Genomic DNA, 14899 nt, shown 5'->3' with positions numbered 1-14899 from the left:
GAGTTTAAACCGAAAAGGGGAATCAATGGCTCTATTTAGTAAAAAAGATAAGTATATTCGAATTAATCCCAATCGTTCGGTTAGGGAAAAACCTCAAGCCAAGCCAGAGGTTCCAGATGAATTATTTTCCCAGTGTCCAGGCTGTAAGCATACCATCTATCAGAAGGATCTGGGAAGTGAACGTATCTGTCCACATTGTAGCTATACCTTTCGTATTTCTGCCCAAGAACGCTTGGCTTTGACGATTGATATGGGAACCTTCAAGGAATTGTTTACAGGGATTGAGAGCAAGGATCCCTTGCATTTCCCTGGTTATCAAAAGAAACTAGCAACCATGCGTGAAAAAACAGGTCTGGACGAAGCCGTTGTGACAGGAACTGCTCTTATTAAAGGTCAGACTGTGGCTCTTGGGATTATGGATTCCAATTTTATCATGGCTTCTATGGGGACGGTTGTAGGGGAGAAAATCACTCGCTTGTTTGAGTATGCGACTGTTGAACAGTTGCCAGTTGTTCTCTTCACAGCGTCTGGTGGAGCCCGTATGCAGGAAGGAATCATGAGTCTCATGCAGATGGCCAAGATTTCTGCAGCAGTTAAACGCCATTCAAATGCAGGTCTCTTTTATCTGACCACTTTGACAGATCCAACGACAGGTGGTGTGACAGCTTCTTTCGCTATGGAAGGCGATATTATTCTGGCTGAACCACAGAGTTTGGTCGGTTTTGCTGGGCGTCGTGTCATTGAAAATACGGTTCGTGAAAGCTTGCCTGAGGATTTCCAAAAGGCAGAATTCCTATTGGAACATGGCTTTGTGGATGCTATTGTCAAAAGAAGAGACTTGCCAGATACGATTGCTAGCCTAGTCAGATTGCACGGAGGGAGTCCTAGATGAATATTGCAAAAATAGTCAGAGAAGCGCGTGAGCAGAGTCGCTTGACAAGTTTGGACTTTGCGACAGGCATTTTTGATGACTTTATCCAATTACACGGTGACCGTTCTTTTCGTGATGATGGTGCAGTTGTTGGTGGTATCGGCTGGCTTGGAGACCAAGCTGTAACAGTGGTTGGTATCCAAAAAGGCAAGAGTTTACAAGATAACCTCAAGCGGAATTTTGGTCAACCGCATCCAGAAGGCTACCGCAAGGCCCTACGTTTGATGAAACAGGCTGAAAAATTTGGCCGTCCAGTTGTGACCTTTATCAATACAGCAGGTGCCTATCCTGGTGTCGGCGCGGAAGAACGCGGTCAAGGGGAAGCTATTGCTCGCAATCTCATGGAAATGAGTGACCTGAAAGTTCCGATTATTGCTATTATTATCGGTGAAGGTGGTTCAGGTGGGGCTCTGGCTCTAGCAGTTGCAGACCGTGTCTGGATGCTGGAAAATTCTATCTATGCCATTCTCAGCCCAGAAGGCTTTGCTTCCATTTTATGGAAGGACGGAACTCGTGCCATGGAAGCAGCAGAGTTGATGAAAATCACCTCACATGAACTGCTAGAAATGGACGTGGTGGACAAAGTGATTTCTGAAGCAGGACTTTCTAGTAAAGAACTGATTAAGAGTGTCAAAAAAGAACTCCAAGCCGAACTAGCCATGCTTTCACAAAAACCATTAGAAGAGTTGTTGGAAGAGCGCTATCAACGGTTTAGAAAATACTAATACTTCAGAATACGCAAAAACTAGAACTGATTGCCAGTTCTAGTTTTTATGTGCTTCTTATACTCAATGAAAATCAAAGAGCAAACTAGGAAACTAGCCGCAGGTTGCTCAAAACACCGTTTTGAGGTTGTGGATAGAACTGACGAAGTCAGTAACACATATACGGCAAGTCGACGTTGACGCGGTTTGAAGAGATTTTCGAAGAGTATTACTCTGTGCAGAGGGGAAAGTTAAAAGGTGCTTGGAAGACCAAACACCTATTTGATTATTCATTTTCTTCAGTTACAAATTGACTAAGCAGTCCGTTGATAAAGCGGGCTGATTTTTGATCTGAAAAATTCTTAGCAAGTTCAATGGCTTCATTGACTGCTACCAGCTGAGGTGTATCAAATGATGTGATTTCAAAGATTCCCAAGCGTAGTAAGTTTTTTTCGATCAAGGTCAATCGTTCAACTGTCCAGCCTGACTTGAGGTGCTGGTTGATTTGTTTATCCAATTCGTCTTTTTGAGCTTGAACGCCAGAAACCAAGTTTAGAAGAAAGGCAGGGATTTGCACATCTGCATCTTCACGGTCATGCGTGTAGGCAAAGTGACAAGCTGTTTCCATATCTGTGCCGAATTCAAGGCTCATGAGAGCTTGAAAAGCGCATTTTCGAAGTTCACGTCTAGATTCTAATAATGGACTAGTCATTGAGGAAGTCCTCGTTAAATAGATCTTTCAACTCAGGTTTTGGTGTTTTGTCTGGAACGATTCCTGCAACATGGATGTTAACAGCAACAAGTTCCACATCAGCCATATCACGGACAGCATCTTTGACTGCTTTTTGAATAGCAAGAGCCACTTTTGGTACCTTCACACCGTACTCAAGATAGAGATAGATGTCAGCAGTTAGTTCTTCGTTGCTTTCTTTTAAGTAGACGCCACGACCAAGAGAGAGTTTTGATAGGGTATCAGATACGGATTTATTTGAAAATGAGTGGACACCATCAACTTTAGCAGTTGCGATGGCAATGATTTTTTCAAGTACACGTGGAGCGATAACGATTTCGCCAAATTGTTCTTCAATTCCCATAGAATGACCTCTTTCTAGAGATTAGGCACGAGAAACGTAAGTTCCTTCTGCAGTGTTGATGATCAATTTTTGTCCAGCTTCGATGAAGTCAGGAACGTTGACAACAAGTCCAGTTTCCATAGTTGCTGGTTTACCAGAACCTGTGACAGTAGCACCTTTGATAGATGGTTGTGTTTCAGCAACTGTCAATTCAACAGTAGTTGGTACAGTTACACCGATTACTTCAGTTCCGTAGAATTGGATTTTCACATCAGAGTTTTCAAGGATGTAAAGCAATTCATTTTCAACGTTTACGACTGGAATTTCGTATTGGTCGTAAGTTTCAGTGTTCATGAAGTAGGTAGTTTCATCCATTTTGTACAAGTATTGAGCTGGAACAGTTTCGATAATAGCTTGTTCGAATTTTTCTTCTGGACGGTAGCTTGTGTCAAAAGTAGAACCAGTACGGACATCACGCAATTTCATACGCATGATCGTGTTCCCTTTACCTGGTTTGTGGTGGCTAGCTTCCAAAACGCGGATCAATTTTCCGTCTGCAGTTTCAAATGTCATACCAGCTTTCAATTTGCTTGCTTCAATCATGTTTTTACCTCTTTAATAAATATTATTACTCTTCATTTTACCATAAAATCTTCTGGAAATAAAGCCAAAATAGTTAATGAGATTTGGTAGGGGAGAAAAAACCAACCTCATGGCTGGTTTCTTTTACATATTAATTTTCTTTCAATTTCGCTAATTCCTGTGCAAGCAGTTTAAGGGCAACTTGTGGGTTAGCTTGTCCTTTGGTTGCTTTCATAAGGAATCCTGTAAAGGCCTTGTCCGCGTTACGTTTGCCTGACTTGAAGTCGGCAACGGCAGCTTCGTTATCCGCAAATACTTGGTGGATAATTGGAATCAAGACAGCTGGATCTGAGATTTGAACCATACCTGCTTTCTCCACGTATTCACGCGCGCCACCGCCATTTTTAGCTAGGTGGACAAAGACTTTCTTGGTCGTAGCTGAGCTCTTCAAGAAGGATATGGGATTGAGGCTATTGAAAAGGTAGATCTCTTAATTTGAATGATTATTAAACTATATTATAACCTTTAAAAATCATCTAAGATATACTTGTCGTTATTTACTAGCAGTTATCTTCTTTATGGAATGGTGTTCAATGAGCCACCCTACAATCCACCCCGTCGCTAGCAAGTAATTTTCAAAAGCACCGATAGCATTTACAGGAGAATGGTACTCCATAAAATTGACTAAGTGATTTGTTCCTATTCCAATCCCACCAAAGATGAGAGCGAGAAGCACGATTCGTAGATAAAACCAATCGTACTTAATATTGACACCGAGAATAAGAATTAATACAGCTAGGTTCCATATTCCAATTTCTCGTTGCCAACCAGCAGAGATTCCGTACCCGGAGTGACTTCCCATGTATGATGGAAAGAAAATTTGTAGTATAGAAGCACCTAACATAGCGATGATGACTAAAATAAATAGCAATCGTAAAAATTTGTTCATTTTTTCTTCTTTCTAAAGTACTAAAGTAGAAAAAGGTATATAAAAAGTCTGCTATTAATCTTCTTTCAACTTAGCCAATTCCTGGGCAAGCAGCTTAAGAGCGACTTGTGGGTTGGCTTGGCCTTTGGTTGCTTTCATAAGGAATCCTGTGAAGGCCTTGTCTGCGTTACGTTTGCCTGACTTGAAGTCGGCAACTGCAGCTTCGTTATCGGCAAAGACTTGGTGGATAATTGGAATCAAGACAGCTGGATCTGAGATTTGAACCATACCTGCTTTTTCCACGTATTCACGCGCGCCACCGCCATTTTTAGCCAGGTGGACAAAGACTTTCTTGGCAATCTTAGATGAAATAGTACCGTCTTCGATGATGGCAATCATTTCAACCAAGTTTTCTGGTGTCAATTCGATTTGTTCCAGTGTCTTACCTTCAGCGTTCAAGAATTGAGCAACTTCTCCTTGGAGCCAGTTAGAGACTTGTTTAGCATCGCCACCGAGGGCAACAGCTTTTTCAAAGAAATCAGAAGTGACTTTATTTGCAGTCAATTGACTAGCATCATAGTCTGACAAGCCAAGGTCGGCCACATAGCGTGCACGGCGTTCTTTTGGAAACTCTGGCAACTCTGTACGCATTTCCTCAATCCACTCGTCTGAGATTTCAAAGAGAGGTAGGTCTGGTTCTGGGAAGTAGCGGTAGTCTGCAGCACCTTCCTTGACACGCATGAGAATGGTTGCTTTGTTGGCTTCATCGTAACGGCGTGTCTCTTGGCGGATTTGACCACCTGAGCGAAGGATTTCAGCTTGACGTTGGACTTCATATTCAAGCCCCTTGCGGACATTTGAGAAGGAATTCAAGTTCTTCAACTCAGTCTTGGTACCGAATTTCTCTTGACCATAAGGACGAAGAGAGATGTTGGCATCCACACGCATGGAACCTTCTTCCATCTTAACGTCAGAAATACCAGCGTACTGGATAACTTCCTTGAGAGCAGTTAGGTAAGCGTAGGCTTCTTCGGGCGAACGCATGTCTGCTTCGGATACAATCTCAATCAATGGCACCCCTTGACGGTTGAGGTCAACATAAGAGTAGCCATCTGTACCATGGGTATTTTTACCTGCATCTTCTTCCAAGTGAGCGCGTTCGATACCGATTTTCTTGGTCATACCGTCTTCTAGCTCAACTTCAATCCATCCATTGTAACCAATTGGCTCATCAAACTGAGAAATTTGGTAGGCTTTTGGATTATCAGGGTAGAAGTAGTTTTTGCGGTCAAAGTGCATCTTTTTGTGGATGTCCATATTGAGGGCAAGAGCAGCCTTGATACCAGCATCAACAACACCTTTATTGAGAACTGGCAGAACTCCTGGGAAAGACCAGTCAATCACGTTAGTGTTGGCGTTTTGGTCATTTCCAAAGTGGGCAGAAGTAGGTGAGAAGATTTTTGAATTGGTGTTGAGCTCTACGTGGACTTCAAGTCCAATGACTGTTTCAAAGTTCATTAGTTATCACCTCCAAAAATCACGGGTTGTTGTTTGTGGTAGTCTGTTGTTGCTTCAAAAGCAGCAGCAGCTTGGTAAATGGTTTCCTCAGAGTATTTAGGACCAATCAATTGTAGACCGACAGGTAGACCTTGAGAGAATCCAGCAGGAATCGAAATTCCTGGGAGACCAGCCAAGTTGACTGGGATGGTCAAAAGGTCAGCCAAGTACATGGCAACTGGGTCGTGGTTGAGAGAATCCAAGTCATAGGCAACACTTGGAGCAGTTGGACCCAAAATCAAGTCGTAATCCGCGAAGACTTTTTCGAAATCTTGAATGATGAGGGTACGGACCTGACCAGCTTTCTTGTAGTAAGCATCGTAATAACCTGATGAAAGGCTGAAAGTACCTAGCATGATACGACGTTTCACTTCTTCACCAAAACCTTGGCTACGGCTGTTTACATAGATTTCATCAAGGTTGGTTGCATCTTCTGCGCGGTAGCCGTAACGGATACCGTCAAAGCGTTGCAAGTTTGATGAAGCTTCTGATGAAGCGATGATGTAGTATACAGCAACACCGTATTTAGAGTGAGGAAGGCTGACTTCTTCGACGATGGCACCCAGTTTTTCAAAGTGCTTAGCCGCATTCAGAATGTTTTCTTTAACCTCTGGGTCAATTCCTTCGCCAAGATATTCTTTAGGCAAAGCAATTTTCATGCCCTTGATGTCTTGACCGATTTTTGAGGTAAAGTCGGCAATGCGGACAGGAGCAGAAGTGGAATCTTTAGCATCTTCGCTAGCAATAGCGTTGAGCAAGAGGGCGTTTTCCTTAACAGTTGGTGCAAAAGGTCCGATTTGATCTAATGAGCTACCGAAGGCAATGAGACCGAAACGAGAAACTGTTCCGTAGGTTGGTTTGAGACCAACGATTCCGTTGAAGGCAGCAGGTTGGCGGATAGAACCACCAGTATCAGAACCAAGTGACAAGCGGACTTGACCAGAAGCTACAGCTGCGGCAGAACCACTTGATGAACCACCAGGAACCTTGTTTTGGTCCCAAGCATTTTTAGTTGCTCCGTAGTGTGAAGTTTCCCCTGAACCACCCATAGCAAATTCGTCCATGTTGGTTTTCCCTACGACAATCATGCCTTTAGCTTTTGCATTGGAAACAGCTGTCGCATCAAAGATTGGCTCGTAGTTGTAGAGCATTTTTGAGGCAGCAGTTGTGAGGATACCGTCTGTAGAGATATTATCCTTAACAGCAAGCGGAATTCCTGAAAGGACATTATCAGCGTCAATTCCAGTTTCATCAATAGCCTTAGCTTGCGCAAGGGCTTGCTCTTCAGCGATGGTAACAAAAGCGTTGATAGCTGTCTCGCGCGATTGGATATCTTCAAGTGTTGCTTGGGTCAATTCAGTTGCAGAAATTTCCTTAGAAACAAGGAGATTGTGCAAGTCTTCAATAGTTTTGTTATTAAAAGTCATTAGGCATCTCCTCCATCGTCTAGGATAGCTGGTACCTTGATATAGTAGTTGTCTTTTTCAGGTACGTTTTTAAACAAGCGATCACGGTCTGTTCCTTCTTCGGCCACATCAGGGCGGAGTACGGTCTTGCGGTCAGCCATGGTTGTAGTAGGTGCGACACCAGTTGTGTCAACTTCGCCCAGCAACTCAACCATGTCAACAATCTTAGACAAGGTAGTCGCAAAGGCAGCAGTTTCTTCTTCAGAGAATCTTAATTTTGAAAGATTGGCAACGTGTGTTACCTCTTCTTGCGTAATTTTCATCTTGCATCCTTTCGTGAAATGATGATTTTTAGTCTGTTCTATTTTACCATATTTTCCTATAAATAAGGGAGGGGGAAGTGAAAAGAAATAGAAATTGAAAAAAATGCTAAAATCCGATATAATGGAGTGTTGAAAGGAATGGTAAAATCCAATGTAGAAATCATTCTTAGATATCGAAACAAGAAAAATAGAGAATCAAAGAAAGAGAACTTATGAATATTCAAGAAGAAATTAAGAAACGTCGTACCTTTGCCATCATCTCTCACCCAGACGCGGGGAAAACAACCATTACTGAGCAATTGCTTTACTTTGGAGGTGAGATTCGTGAGGCTGGTACGGTAAAAGGAAAGAAAACAGGGACTTTTGCCAAGTCTGACTGGATGGATATCGAGAAACAGCGTGGGATTTCGGTTACTTCATCTGTTATGCAATTTGACTACGATGGCAAGCGCGTGAATATCCTAGACACACCAGGACACGAGGACTTCTCAGAAGATACCTATCGTACCTTGATGGCGGTGGATGCTGCGGTTATGGTCGTGGACTCTGCCAAGGGTATCGAGGCCCAAACCAAGAAATTGTTTGAGGTTGTGAAACACCGTGGCATTCCAGTCTTTACCTTTATGAATAAGCTGGACCGTGACGGTCGTGAGCCACTGGACCTCTTGCAAGAATTAGAAGAAGTCTTGGGTATTGCGAGCTACCCGATGAACTGGCCAATCGGGATGGGGAAAGCCTTTGAGGGTTTGTATGACCTCTATAACCAACGCTTGGAGCTCTATAAAGGGGATGAGCGTTTTGCCAGTCTAGAGGATGGAGACAAGCTTTTTGGTAGCAATCCTTTCTATGAGCAAGTCAAAGACGACATTGAACTTTTAAATGAAGCTGGGAATGAGTTTTCGGAGGAAGCAATCCTTGCTGGAGAATTGACGCCTGTCTTCTTCGGTTCAGCTCTTACTAATTTTGGTGTGCAGACCTTCCTTGAAACCTTCCTTAAGTTTGCTCCAGAACCACATGGACACAAGAAAACAGATGGCGAAATTGTGGATCCTTACGACAAGGATTTCTCAGGATTTGTCTTTAAAATCCAAGCCAACATGGACCCTCGCCACCGTGACCGCATTGCCTTTGTCCGTATCGTATCAGGGGAATTTGAGCGTGGCATGAGTGTCAACTTGCCTCGTACTGGTAAGGGTGCCAAACTGTCTAATGTTACCCAGTTTATGGCGGAAAGTCGTGAGAATGTGACTAATGCCGTGGCAGGAGATATCATCGGGGTTTACGATACAGGTACTTATCAAGTTGGGGATACCTTGACAGTTGGAAAAAACAAGTTTGAGTTTGAACCACTGCCAACCTTCACTCCTGAAATTTTCATGAAAGTTTCTGCCAAGAATGTCATGAAGCAAAAATCTTTCCACAAGGGAATCGAGCAATTGGTGCAAGAAGGAGCTATTCAGCTTTATAAGAATTACCAAACAGGCGAGTATATGCTAGGCGCTGTAGGTCAACTCCAGTTTGAAGTCTTTAAACACCGCATGGAAGGCGAGTACAATGCGGAAGTAGTCATGAGCCCAATGGGTAAAAAGACCGTTCGTTGGATCAAGCCTGAGGACTTGGATGAACGGATGTCATCAAGCCGAAATATCTTGGCTAAAGACCGTTTTGACCAACCAGTCTTCCTCTTTGAAAATGACTTTGCCCTCCGCTGGTTTGCGGACAAGTATCCAGATGTAGAGTTGGAAGAGAAGATGTAACTCAGTACCAACAATTGGAACTAAAGTTCCTAATTGTTGGACGCTAGTCGCTATTTGGCGAACTAGCTAACTGCCTTACTAACTACGTTTGGCAAATGAAATCGATTTGCCAAACTCCGTGTCGTAGTGTAACAATCGTTTTACCTAAATGCTTTACTAGGAAAAATCCACGAATGGTATCGATTCGTGGGCTTTTCTGTCGTGACGGGGAGATAATGGCCTAGCTAACTAGAAAAAACATCAATAGAATGCCCATGATTATAACCTAATTGTGGGCATTTTTGATAGGAGTTACAGAGGAGAATCGAGTTGATTCGAAGCGATTTTTTATGAAAATCTATTGTCACAAGACCTACCTAGATAGTATTTTTGCATTACATTATGGATTTATCAATGAAACATGAATAGTCAAGTTTTTATATTTTGTTTATATAATATGTTGAAAATCCGAACGTTATATACTTTTTACAACTAAAATAAATTTAGCTATATATATTTTAAAAAGTTATTTGAGGCTTTTTATACAAAGGTATTAGATGTTGTTAGAAAACTTATAAATGGTTCGATATTTCAAAATATTTGAATGGTAATATTATATAAAAATATATCAAATTTCTTGACAAGCGTTTGCATTTAAAGTATACTTTAAAGGTATGATTAAAATAGGGTGGATTGTCCACTTTTGGTATGTAGGGAAAGGGTAAAACATGTTTTTTAGACGTCAAAAAGGTGAGTATAGAGAAACCGATCGAGTGACGCGGTATAAGTTAATCAAATCAGGAAAACATTGGTTGAGAGCTTCAACCTCTCTTTTTGGTTTATTCAAGGTCTTGCGGGGTGGTGTAGATACGACTCAAGTCATGACAGAAGTAGTAGAGGATAAAGTGAATCCTTCTATTACAGGTCTGGATATTATCAAGGGACTTGCCGCCACAGGAGCAGTTTTAGGTGGTAGTGTTGCTACTCAAACAAAAGTATTTGCAAATGAAACAGTAGCAGTGGAAAAAACACTGGAAAATCCAGATCTTTTAGTTACAAATGATACAGTAGTTTTGGGTACGACATCTCTAAGTAACTCGGAAAATTCTGCTAGCTTGTCTACTTCTATAAGTGAAAGCGCTTCGATTTCAGAATCAGCTTCTACTAGCACCTCAGCTAGTACCTCAGCCAGCACTTCAGCAAGTGCTTCCGCTAGTACGTCAGTTAGTGCCTCAGCTAGCACATCATCTTCAGCTAGCACTAGCACTTCAGATTCTGCAAGTATGTCAACTAGTTTGAATCAATCTACTAGCCAAACAAGTAGCGTGTCAACATCTGTAGGAGCTTCTTCAGAAAAAACTGTATCTGAAATTCAAGATGATAAGAAAGCATCGACTCAAAATGAATCAAAGGTTGACAAGATTGATTCATCAATTTTGAAGCCTACTGCTATTGAGTCAAATGCTGTTAAAACGAATTCAGATACAACAAGTTTAGTTGGTGCGACAGCTGCAACCTTGTCATCTGTAGAAGCTTCTGTAAAGAAAAATGAAGAAAATCGTAAGAAGTTAACCAAGCTTTCAGCTGAAATGGGTGAATACTTAGCGAAGGCTGCTGGTTTACCAAACACTGATTCTGCAATTACTAAGGTAAATGCAGCAGTGACAGCCATTGAAAAAGCTTTGGCAAATCCAACGAGTGACTGGACAGCGGTGGTGCAAAAAGCTACCTTGGCTCGTAATTCTATTGTTAATGCTGTTTTAAGAGCGCAATCAGGTACGCGCGATGCACGAAATGGGCAACCAATGTTACGCGATGCTTCTCTAAGAGCAAGTTGGGCTTCTCCTCAGACTGACAGTCGTATGACGGTAAGTAGTCCTGACGTTACTTTTGATAAGGCTACTGGTATCGCGACGTACACTATGAATGTTCAGGCTAATAGTCCTTTGAGAAATGTAGGTGTTAGGGTAAATGTCGGCCAAGGAGGTCATGTCCAAAGTGCAACATTTAATGACAATCAGATGACTCCAACCTTTACTCAGGGTTCTGAAATTGTTTATAATTACAGACATGGACAACATGGAAACTTAAGTGGTACGATTGTAGTCAAAGTTAAATACGATAACAATGTGCCGACTGCGGCTGCAGATATGCAGGTGCAGGTCAGCTCAGCACCTATCGGGCAAAATACTCAAGGGAATGCTTCTAGAGTTCAATCGGCAAGTGTTCCAACAGGGTATACTGCATCAAAACCGACACCTGCACCTTCTGTAAATAAATCAGGTCCAATTATCCAGAATAATAATGGAACTCATTTCGATGTTTATAATGATGATTATTTCGTTCATAATCTTCCTATTTTAAAAAATGGAGCTAGTATCCGCCAATACGGAATTATCAAGCAGGATGCCATTCCTGGAGTCACTTATGGCGGACAATTGATGGGTCAAGAAATAAATCGACCCAATCCGAGATATAATCCTTATGTGCCTAGTACTGGAAGCCCATGGTTAAATCAAAATGAGGAAATTAAAAATATTGGAACAGGTATTTCTGGTACTGTAGGTAACGGAGAGGCGTCCGCTGTAGTAGGAAAAACCTATAGCTATCGTATTGGTGCAGCTGATTGGGGAAATAAATCATCTGAGACAACTCTTACCTACACCATCAAAGGTTTCAACGAACGCCATGATGTTCAGAGTGGGAATACTGTCTTAGTTAAGGATTTGGAGCATTTAACACCGCAAGAAATTGCAGAAGTTTATAATAACTTTATTAATAATGCAGCCAATAAACGAGATTTATTAACTAATCAAGACCTTACTAAAGATGCATCAAAAGCAAACGTAACTTCGGACGCAAATGGTACCGTTTTAACCTTCCCAGGAACGAAAGCTAAGATTGAAGTTTCAACAAATGGTACGATCACAGTGACTTATCGTGATGGTAGCACAAGTACTATCAATGCTTCCTTAGAAAAATACAATCCAATTGCCAAAGTCCCTAAAGTCTATACTTACATAGGTGAGCAAGCTGATGACTTAGCGAATGCAAGTAACTTTATCCAGCGTGCTAATGGTAAAGAATTTCCTACTGGAACAAGAATTACTTGGAAACAAGGGGCAGGAATTAATACATCAGAGACAGGTTCTAAACAAGCAGTTGCCCATATCGAATATCCAAATGGTGGAAGCGAAGATGTTACTGTAGATTATGAAGTTCTGGCGACAATTAAATCTAAAGATCCAGTAAATGATATTCAAGGAACAGCTCCTCATAAGGGAACAGTTTGGCATAATTATGTTGATAGAGAGGGAACTGTCGGATATCCAAGTGGTGCAAGCCAAGCTTGGAGTAAAGATGGTCAAGTAGTTTCTAGCTCGCCTATCAATACAAATGAGACAGGGAGACATACCTACCAAGTGACCTTTACCTATCCTGTAGGTCGTATGGGGGAAAATGACTCTAATAAATTAAGTCATACAGTTGATGTTGTCCATGATGTCTATAAGTTTGAATCAAATCGTTCTTATATCTTTACTCAAAATAAGACAGATGATCCAGCTTATAAAAAAGCTGTAGCAAATCCTAAAGAAGCCGTTACAAAAGTATCTGGAAGCCCAGATTTTAACACGACAAATACTAATTACAAGTGGGTTGATGGTGCGCCGTCACTCACTGAGGTAGGAGTCTTTACTAAGGAAGTAGAAGTAGAACTACCTGCAGATTCAACAGGGGTCAGAGTTAAACAGAATGTCCCTGTTACTGTGAAAGTAAATCCACAAGCCCCTGAAATTGCAGCTGATTCAGTGAATGAAAAAGGTGGTTTGCCAAATCGTTCGATTGTGGTAAATAACGTAACACCAGGAGCAACAGTCACTTTAACGATTGCAGGTCAAACAGTTAAAAAACAAGCAACAGGAACAAGTCTGACATTTGAACCGTCTGATTTGAAACGCGTTACGGATGCCAATAATGGACTCTTACCTACAGGAAATGTAACGGTTAAACAAGAGAAAGTTGTAACGACTCCTGGAGGAACAGAGACCCTTACTTCTGTCACAACTACTAAGACAATTACTAACGAAAATGTAGTTCCAAATCCTGAATTTGAAATCTATGTCAAGAATAATGGTAAGTGGGAAAAACTTTCTCCGAAAAATAATGTCCGTCCTGGTACGAGTGGATACGAGATTTTTGCAGGAGATGAAGTTAAAGTTGTCTTGAAAGGTTCAGATAATAGTGGCAAACTTAGAGACTTGAAACTTTATGATGGTGTTTCTGATAAAGATAGAATATTCTCAGGCAACTATTCTTCGAATGATAGCGCGCCAGGATTTAAGAATAAACCAACGAATGCTCCTGCTACTTTAGAGTATACAGCGACTTATAATCCTAATTAGGAATATGCAGACGGGAATAAATGGACACTTGGCGTAAAAGCTGTAGACCTGTCTAATAATGAAGCACGTACTCCAGCAGCAGTTGTTGCGCAAGGTAAATTGAATGAAAGATTCCCTGGTAAGAAGCCGTCAGTAGTCTTCCAAGTTGAACATCCAAACGCTCTGAACCAGCGTGAGAAAGATAAAATCTTGGCTGCTGTGAAAACAGCAAATCCAGAGATTGCAAACCGTATTAGAAGTTATTCTATTGCAGAAAACGGAACGGTGACTATCACTTATAAAGATGGAACGGTGAATACGGTAACGCCAGATATATCTGATTCAGATTACCGTGCATCAGTGTCCGCGTCGACAAGTGCAAGTCAAAGTGCCTCAGCCTCGGCATCAACGAGCGCAGTAGCAAGTGCTTCAGCGTCAACTAGTGCAGTAGCTTCAGCCTCAGCGTCAACGAGCGCAGTAGCTTCAGCTTCAGCGTCAACAAGTGCGGTAGCAAGTGCCTCAGCGTCAACAAGTGCAGTAGCAAGTGCTTCAGCATCAACAAGTGCAGTAGCAAGCGCCTCAGCGTCAACCAGTGCGGTAGCTTCAGCCTCAGCATCGACTAGCGCGGTAGCCTCAGCTTCAGCATCAACAAGTGCAGTAGCAAGCGCCTCAGCATCAACAAGCGCAGTCGCTTCAGCTTCAGCGTCAACCAGTGCGGTGGCTTCAGCTTCAGCATCTACTAGTGCAGTAGCATCAGCTTCAGCGTCAACCAGCGCGGTGGCTTCAGCTTCAGCGTCAACAAGTGCGGTGGCAAGTGCTTCAGCGTCAACTAGCGCAGTAGCATCAGCTTCAGCGTCAACAAGTGCAGTAGCTTCAGCTTCAGCCTCAACGAGTGCAGTCGCATCAGCTTCAGCATCAACAAGTGCAGTCGCCTCAGCTTCAGCGTCAACAAGTGCGGTGGCAAGTGCTTCAGCGTCAACAAGTGCGGTGGCAAGTGCTTCAGCGTCAACTAGCGCAGTAGCCTCAGCCTCAGCGTCAACAAGTGCAGTCGCATCAGCTTCAGCATCGACTAGCGCAGTAGCTTCAGCCTCAGCATCAACCAGTGCGGTGGCTTCAGCTTCAGCATCTACTAGTGCAGTAGCAAGCGCCTCAGCATCGACAAGTGCGGTAGCAAGTGCTTCAGCATCGACTAGCGCAGTGGCTTCAGCCTCAGCATCAACCAGTGCGGTGGCTTCAGCTTCAGCATCTACTAGTGCAGTAGCAAGCGCCTCAGCATC

The 14899-nt window shown here is 42.5% G+C and carries 11 protein-coding genes and 3 pseudogenes; 5 read left to right on the top strand and 9 right to left on the bottom strand.

Annotated elements, in window-relative coordinates; translation table 11 throughout:
* Positions 1-25: 25 nt before the first annotated feature.
* Together accD and KUA57_RS04255 are read left to right on the top strand one after the other, a co-directional pair.
* A complete protein-coding gene (gene accD, locus KUA57_RS04260; RefSeq protein WP_218493696.1) occupies positions 26-892 on the top strand; it encodes an acetyl-CoA carboxylase, carboxyltransferase subunit beta in 867 nt (288 codons plus the stop codon).
* Entirely contained in the window at positions 889-1656 is a 768-nt protein-coding gene (locus KUA57_RS04255; protein ID WP_218493695.1) for an acetyl-CoA carboxylase carboxyl transferase subunit alpha, read from the top strand. Before accD ends, KUA57_RS04255 begins: the two co-directional genes overlap by 4 nt.
* A 265-nt stretch (positions 1657-1921) precedes the next feature.
* Here KUA57_RS04255 and nusB read toward each other — a convergent pair whose 3' ends face one another.
* The 8 genes and pseudogenes from nusB to gatC form a co-directional block, all read right to left on the bottom strand.
* Positions 1922-2347, bottom strand: coding sequence for a transcription antitermination factor NusB (gene nusB, locus KUA57_RS04250; protein ID WP_049546925.1), 426 nt, complete (start codon positions 2345-2347; stop codon positions 1922-1924).
* Positions 2340-2729: an Asp23/Gls24 family envelope stress response protein gene (locus tag KUA57_RS04245; RefSeq protein ID WP_218493694.1), complete on the bottom strand. Its 390-nt coding sequence runs from the start codon at positions 2727-2729 to the stop codon at positions 2340-2342. The genes nusB and KUA57_RS04245 overlap by 8 nt, the downstream gene beginning before the upstream one ends.
* A gap of 21 nt (positions 2730-2750) precedes the next feature.
* Positions 2751-3311, bottom strand: a complete 561-nt coding sequence (efp, locus tag KUA57_RS04240) for an elongation factor P (RefSeq protein WP_218493693.1) — start codon at positions 3309-3311, stop codon at positions 2751-2753.
* Between the two features lie 130 nt (positions 3312-3441).
* A pseudogene (locus KUA57_RS04235) lies at positions 3442-3735 on the bottom strand (hypothetical protein); the annotation flags it as partial.
* Between the two features lie 108 nt (positions 3736-3843).
* The gene (locus tag KUA57_RS04230; protein WP_218493692.1) at positions 3844-4239 is read right to left on the bottom strand and encodes a hypothetical protein; all 396 of its coding nucleotides are present in this window, start codon (positions 4237-4239) and stop codon (positions 3844-3846) included.
* Positions 4240-4293: 54 nt separating this feature from the next.
* The gene (gene gatB / locus KUA57_RS04225; protein ID WP_218493691.1) at positions 4294-5736 is read right to left on the bottom strand and encodes an Asp-tRNA(Asn)/Glu-tRNA(Gln) amidotransferase subunit GatB; all 1443 of its coding nucleotides are present in this window, start codon (positions 5734-5736) and stop codon (positions 4294-4296) included.
* A complete protein-coding gene (gene gatA, locus KUA57_RS04220; RefSeq protein WP_218493690.1) occupies positions 5736-7202 on the bottom strand; it encodes an Asp-tRNA(Asn)/Glu-tRNA(Gln) amidotransferase subunit GatA in 1467 nt (488 codons plus the stop codon). The genes gatB and gatA overlap by 1 nt, the downstream gene beginning before the upstream one ends.
* Entirely contained in the window at positions 7202-7504 is a 303-nt protein-coding gene (gene gatC / locus KUA57_RS04215; protein WP_000705419.1) for an Asp-tRNA(Asn)/Glu-tRNA(Gln) amidotransferase subunit GatC, read from the bottom strand. Before gatC ends, gatA begins: the two co-directional genes overlap by 1 nt.
* 212 nt (positions 7505-7716) lie before the next feature.
* Here gatC and KUA57_RS04210 point away from each other — a divergent pair, with 212 nt between their 5' ends.
* The 3 genes and pseudogenes from KUA57_RS04210 to KUA57_RS09750 form a co-directional block, all read left to right on the top strand.
* Positions 7717-9261, top strand: a complete 1545-nt coding sequence (locus tag KUA57_RS04210; RefSeq protein ID WP_001025437.1) for a peptide chain release factor 3 — start codon at positions 7717-7719, stop codon at positions 9259-9261.
* A 707-nt stretch (positions 9262-9968) separates the two neighbouring features.
* Complete coding sequence (locus KUA57_RS04205; RefSeq protein WP_218493689.1) at positions 9969-13643, top strand: accessory Sec-dependent serine-rich glycoprotein adhesin; 3675 nt, start codon at positions 9969-9971, stop codon at positions 13641-13643.
* 99 nt (positions 13644-13742) lie between these two features.
* Positions 13743-13949 (top strand): annotated as a pseudogene (locus tag KUA57_RS09750) (MiiA motif-containing surface protein); the annotation flags it as partial.
* A gap of 56 nt (positions 13950-14005) precedes the next feature.
* Here KUA57_RS09750 and KUA57_RS09690 read toward each other — a convergent pair.
* A pseudogene (locus KUA57_RS09690) lies at positions 14006-14899 on the bottom strand (adhesive domain-containing protein); the annotation flags it as partial.

The sequence above is a fragment of the Streptococcus vulneris genome (assembly GCF_019218685.1).
In the GTDB taxonomy this organism is placed as follows: domain Bacteria; phylum Bacillota; class Bacilli; order Lactobacillales; family Streptococcaceae; genus Streptococcus; species Streptococcus vulneris.
The sequence above is the reverse complement of the archived record's forward strand: the minus strand, read 5'-3'. Positions and strand labels throughout refer to the sequence as shown.

Bases quoted from the DNA above. Each gene is read 5' to 3' on its own strand.
- accD (WP_218493696.1), top strand. From the start codon at position 26: ATGGCTCTATTTAGTAAAAAAGATAAGTATATTCGAATTAATCCCAAT.
- KUA57_RS04255 (WP_218493695.1), top strand. From the start codon at position 889: ATGAATATTGCAAAAATAGTCAGAGAAGCGCGTGAGCAGAGTCGCTTG.
- nusB (WP_049546925.1), bottom strand. From the start codon at position 2,347: ATGACTAGTCCATTATTAGAATCTAGACGTGAACTTCGAAAATGCGCT.
- KUA57_RS04245 (WP_218493694.1), bottom strand. From the start codon at position 2,729: ATGGGAATTGAAGAACAATTTGGCGAAATCGTTATCGCTCCACGTGTA.
- efp (WP_218493693.1), bottom strand. From the start codon at position 3,311: ATGATTGAAGCAAGCAAATTGAAAGCTGGTATGACATTTGAAACTGCA.
- KUA57_RS04230 (WP_218493692.1), bottom strand. From the start codon at position 4,239: ATGAACAAATTTTTACGATTGCTATTTATTTTAGTCATCATCGCTATG.
- gatB (WP_218493691.1), bottom strand. From the start codon at position 5,736: ATGAACTTTGAAACAGTCATTGGACTTGAAGTCCACGTAGAGCTCAAC.
- gatA (WP_218493690.1), bottom strand. From the start codon at position 7,202: ATGACTTTTAATAACAAAACTATTGAAGACTTGCACAATCTCCTTGTT.
- gatC (WP_000705419.1), bottom strand. From the start codon at position 7,504: ATGAAAATTACGCAAGAAGAGGTAACACACGTTGCCAATCTTTCAAAA.
- KUA57_RS04210 (WP_001025437.1), top strand. From the start codon at position 7,717: ATGAATATTCAAGAAGAAATTAAGAAACGTCGTACCTTTGCCATCATC.
- KUA57_RS04205 (WP_218493689.1), top strand. From the start codon at position 9,969: ATGTTTTTTAGACGTCAAAAAGGTGAGTATAGAGAAACCGATCGAGTG.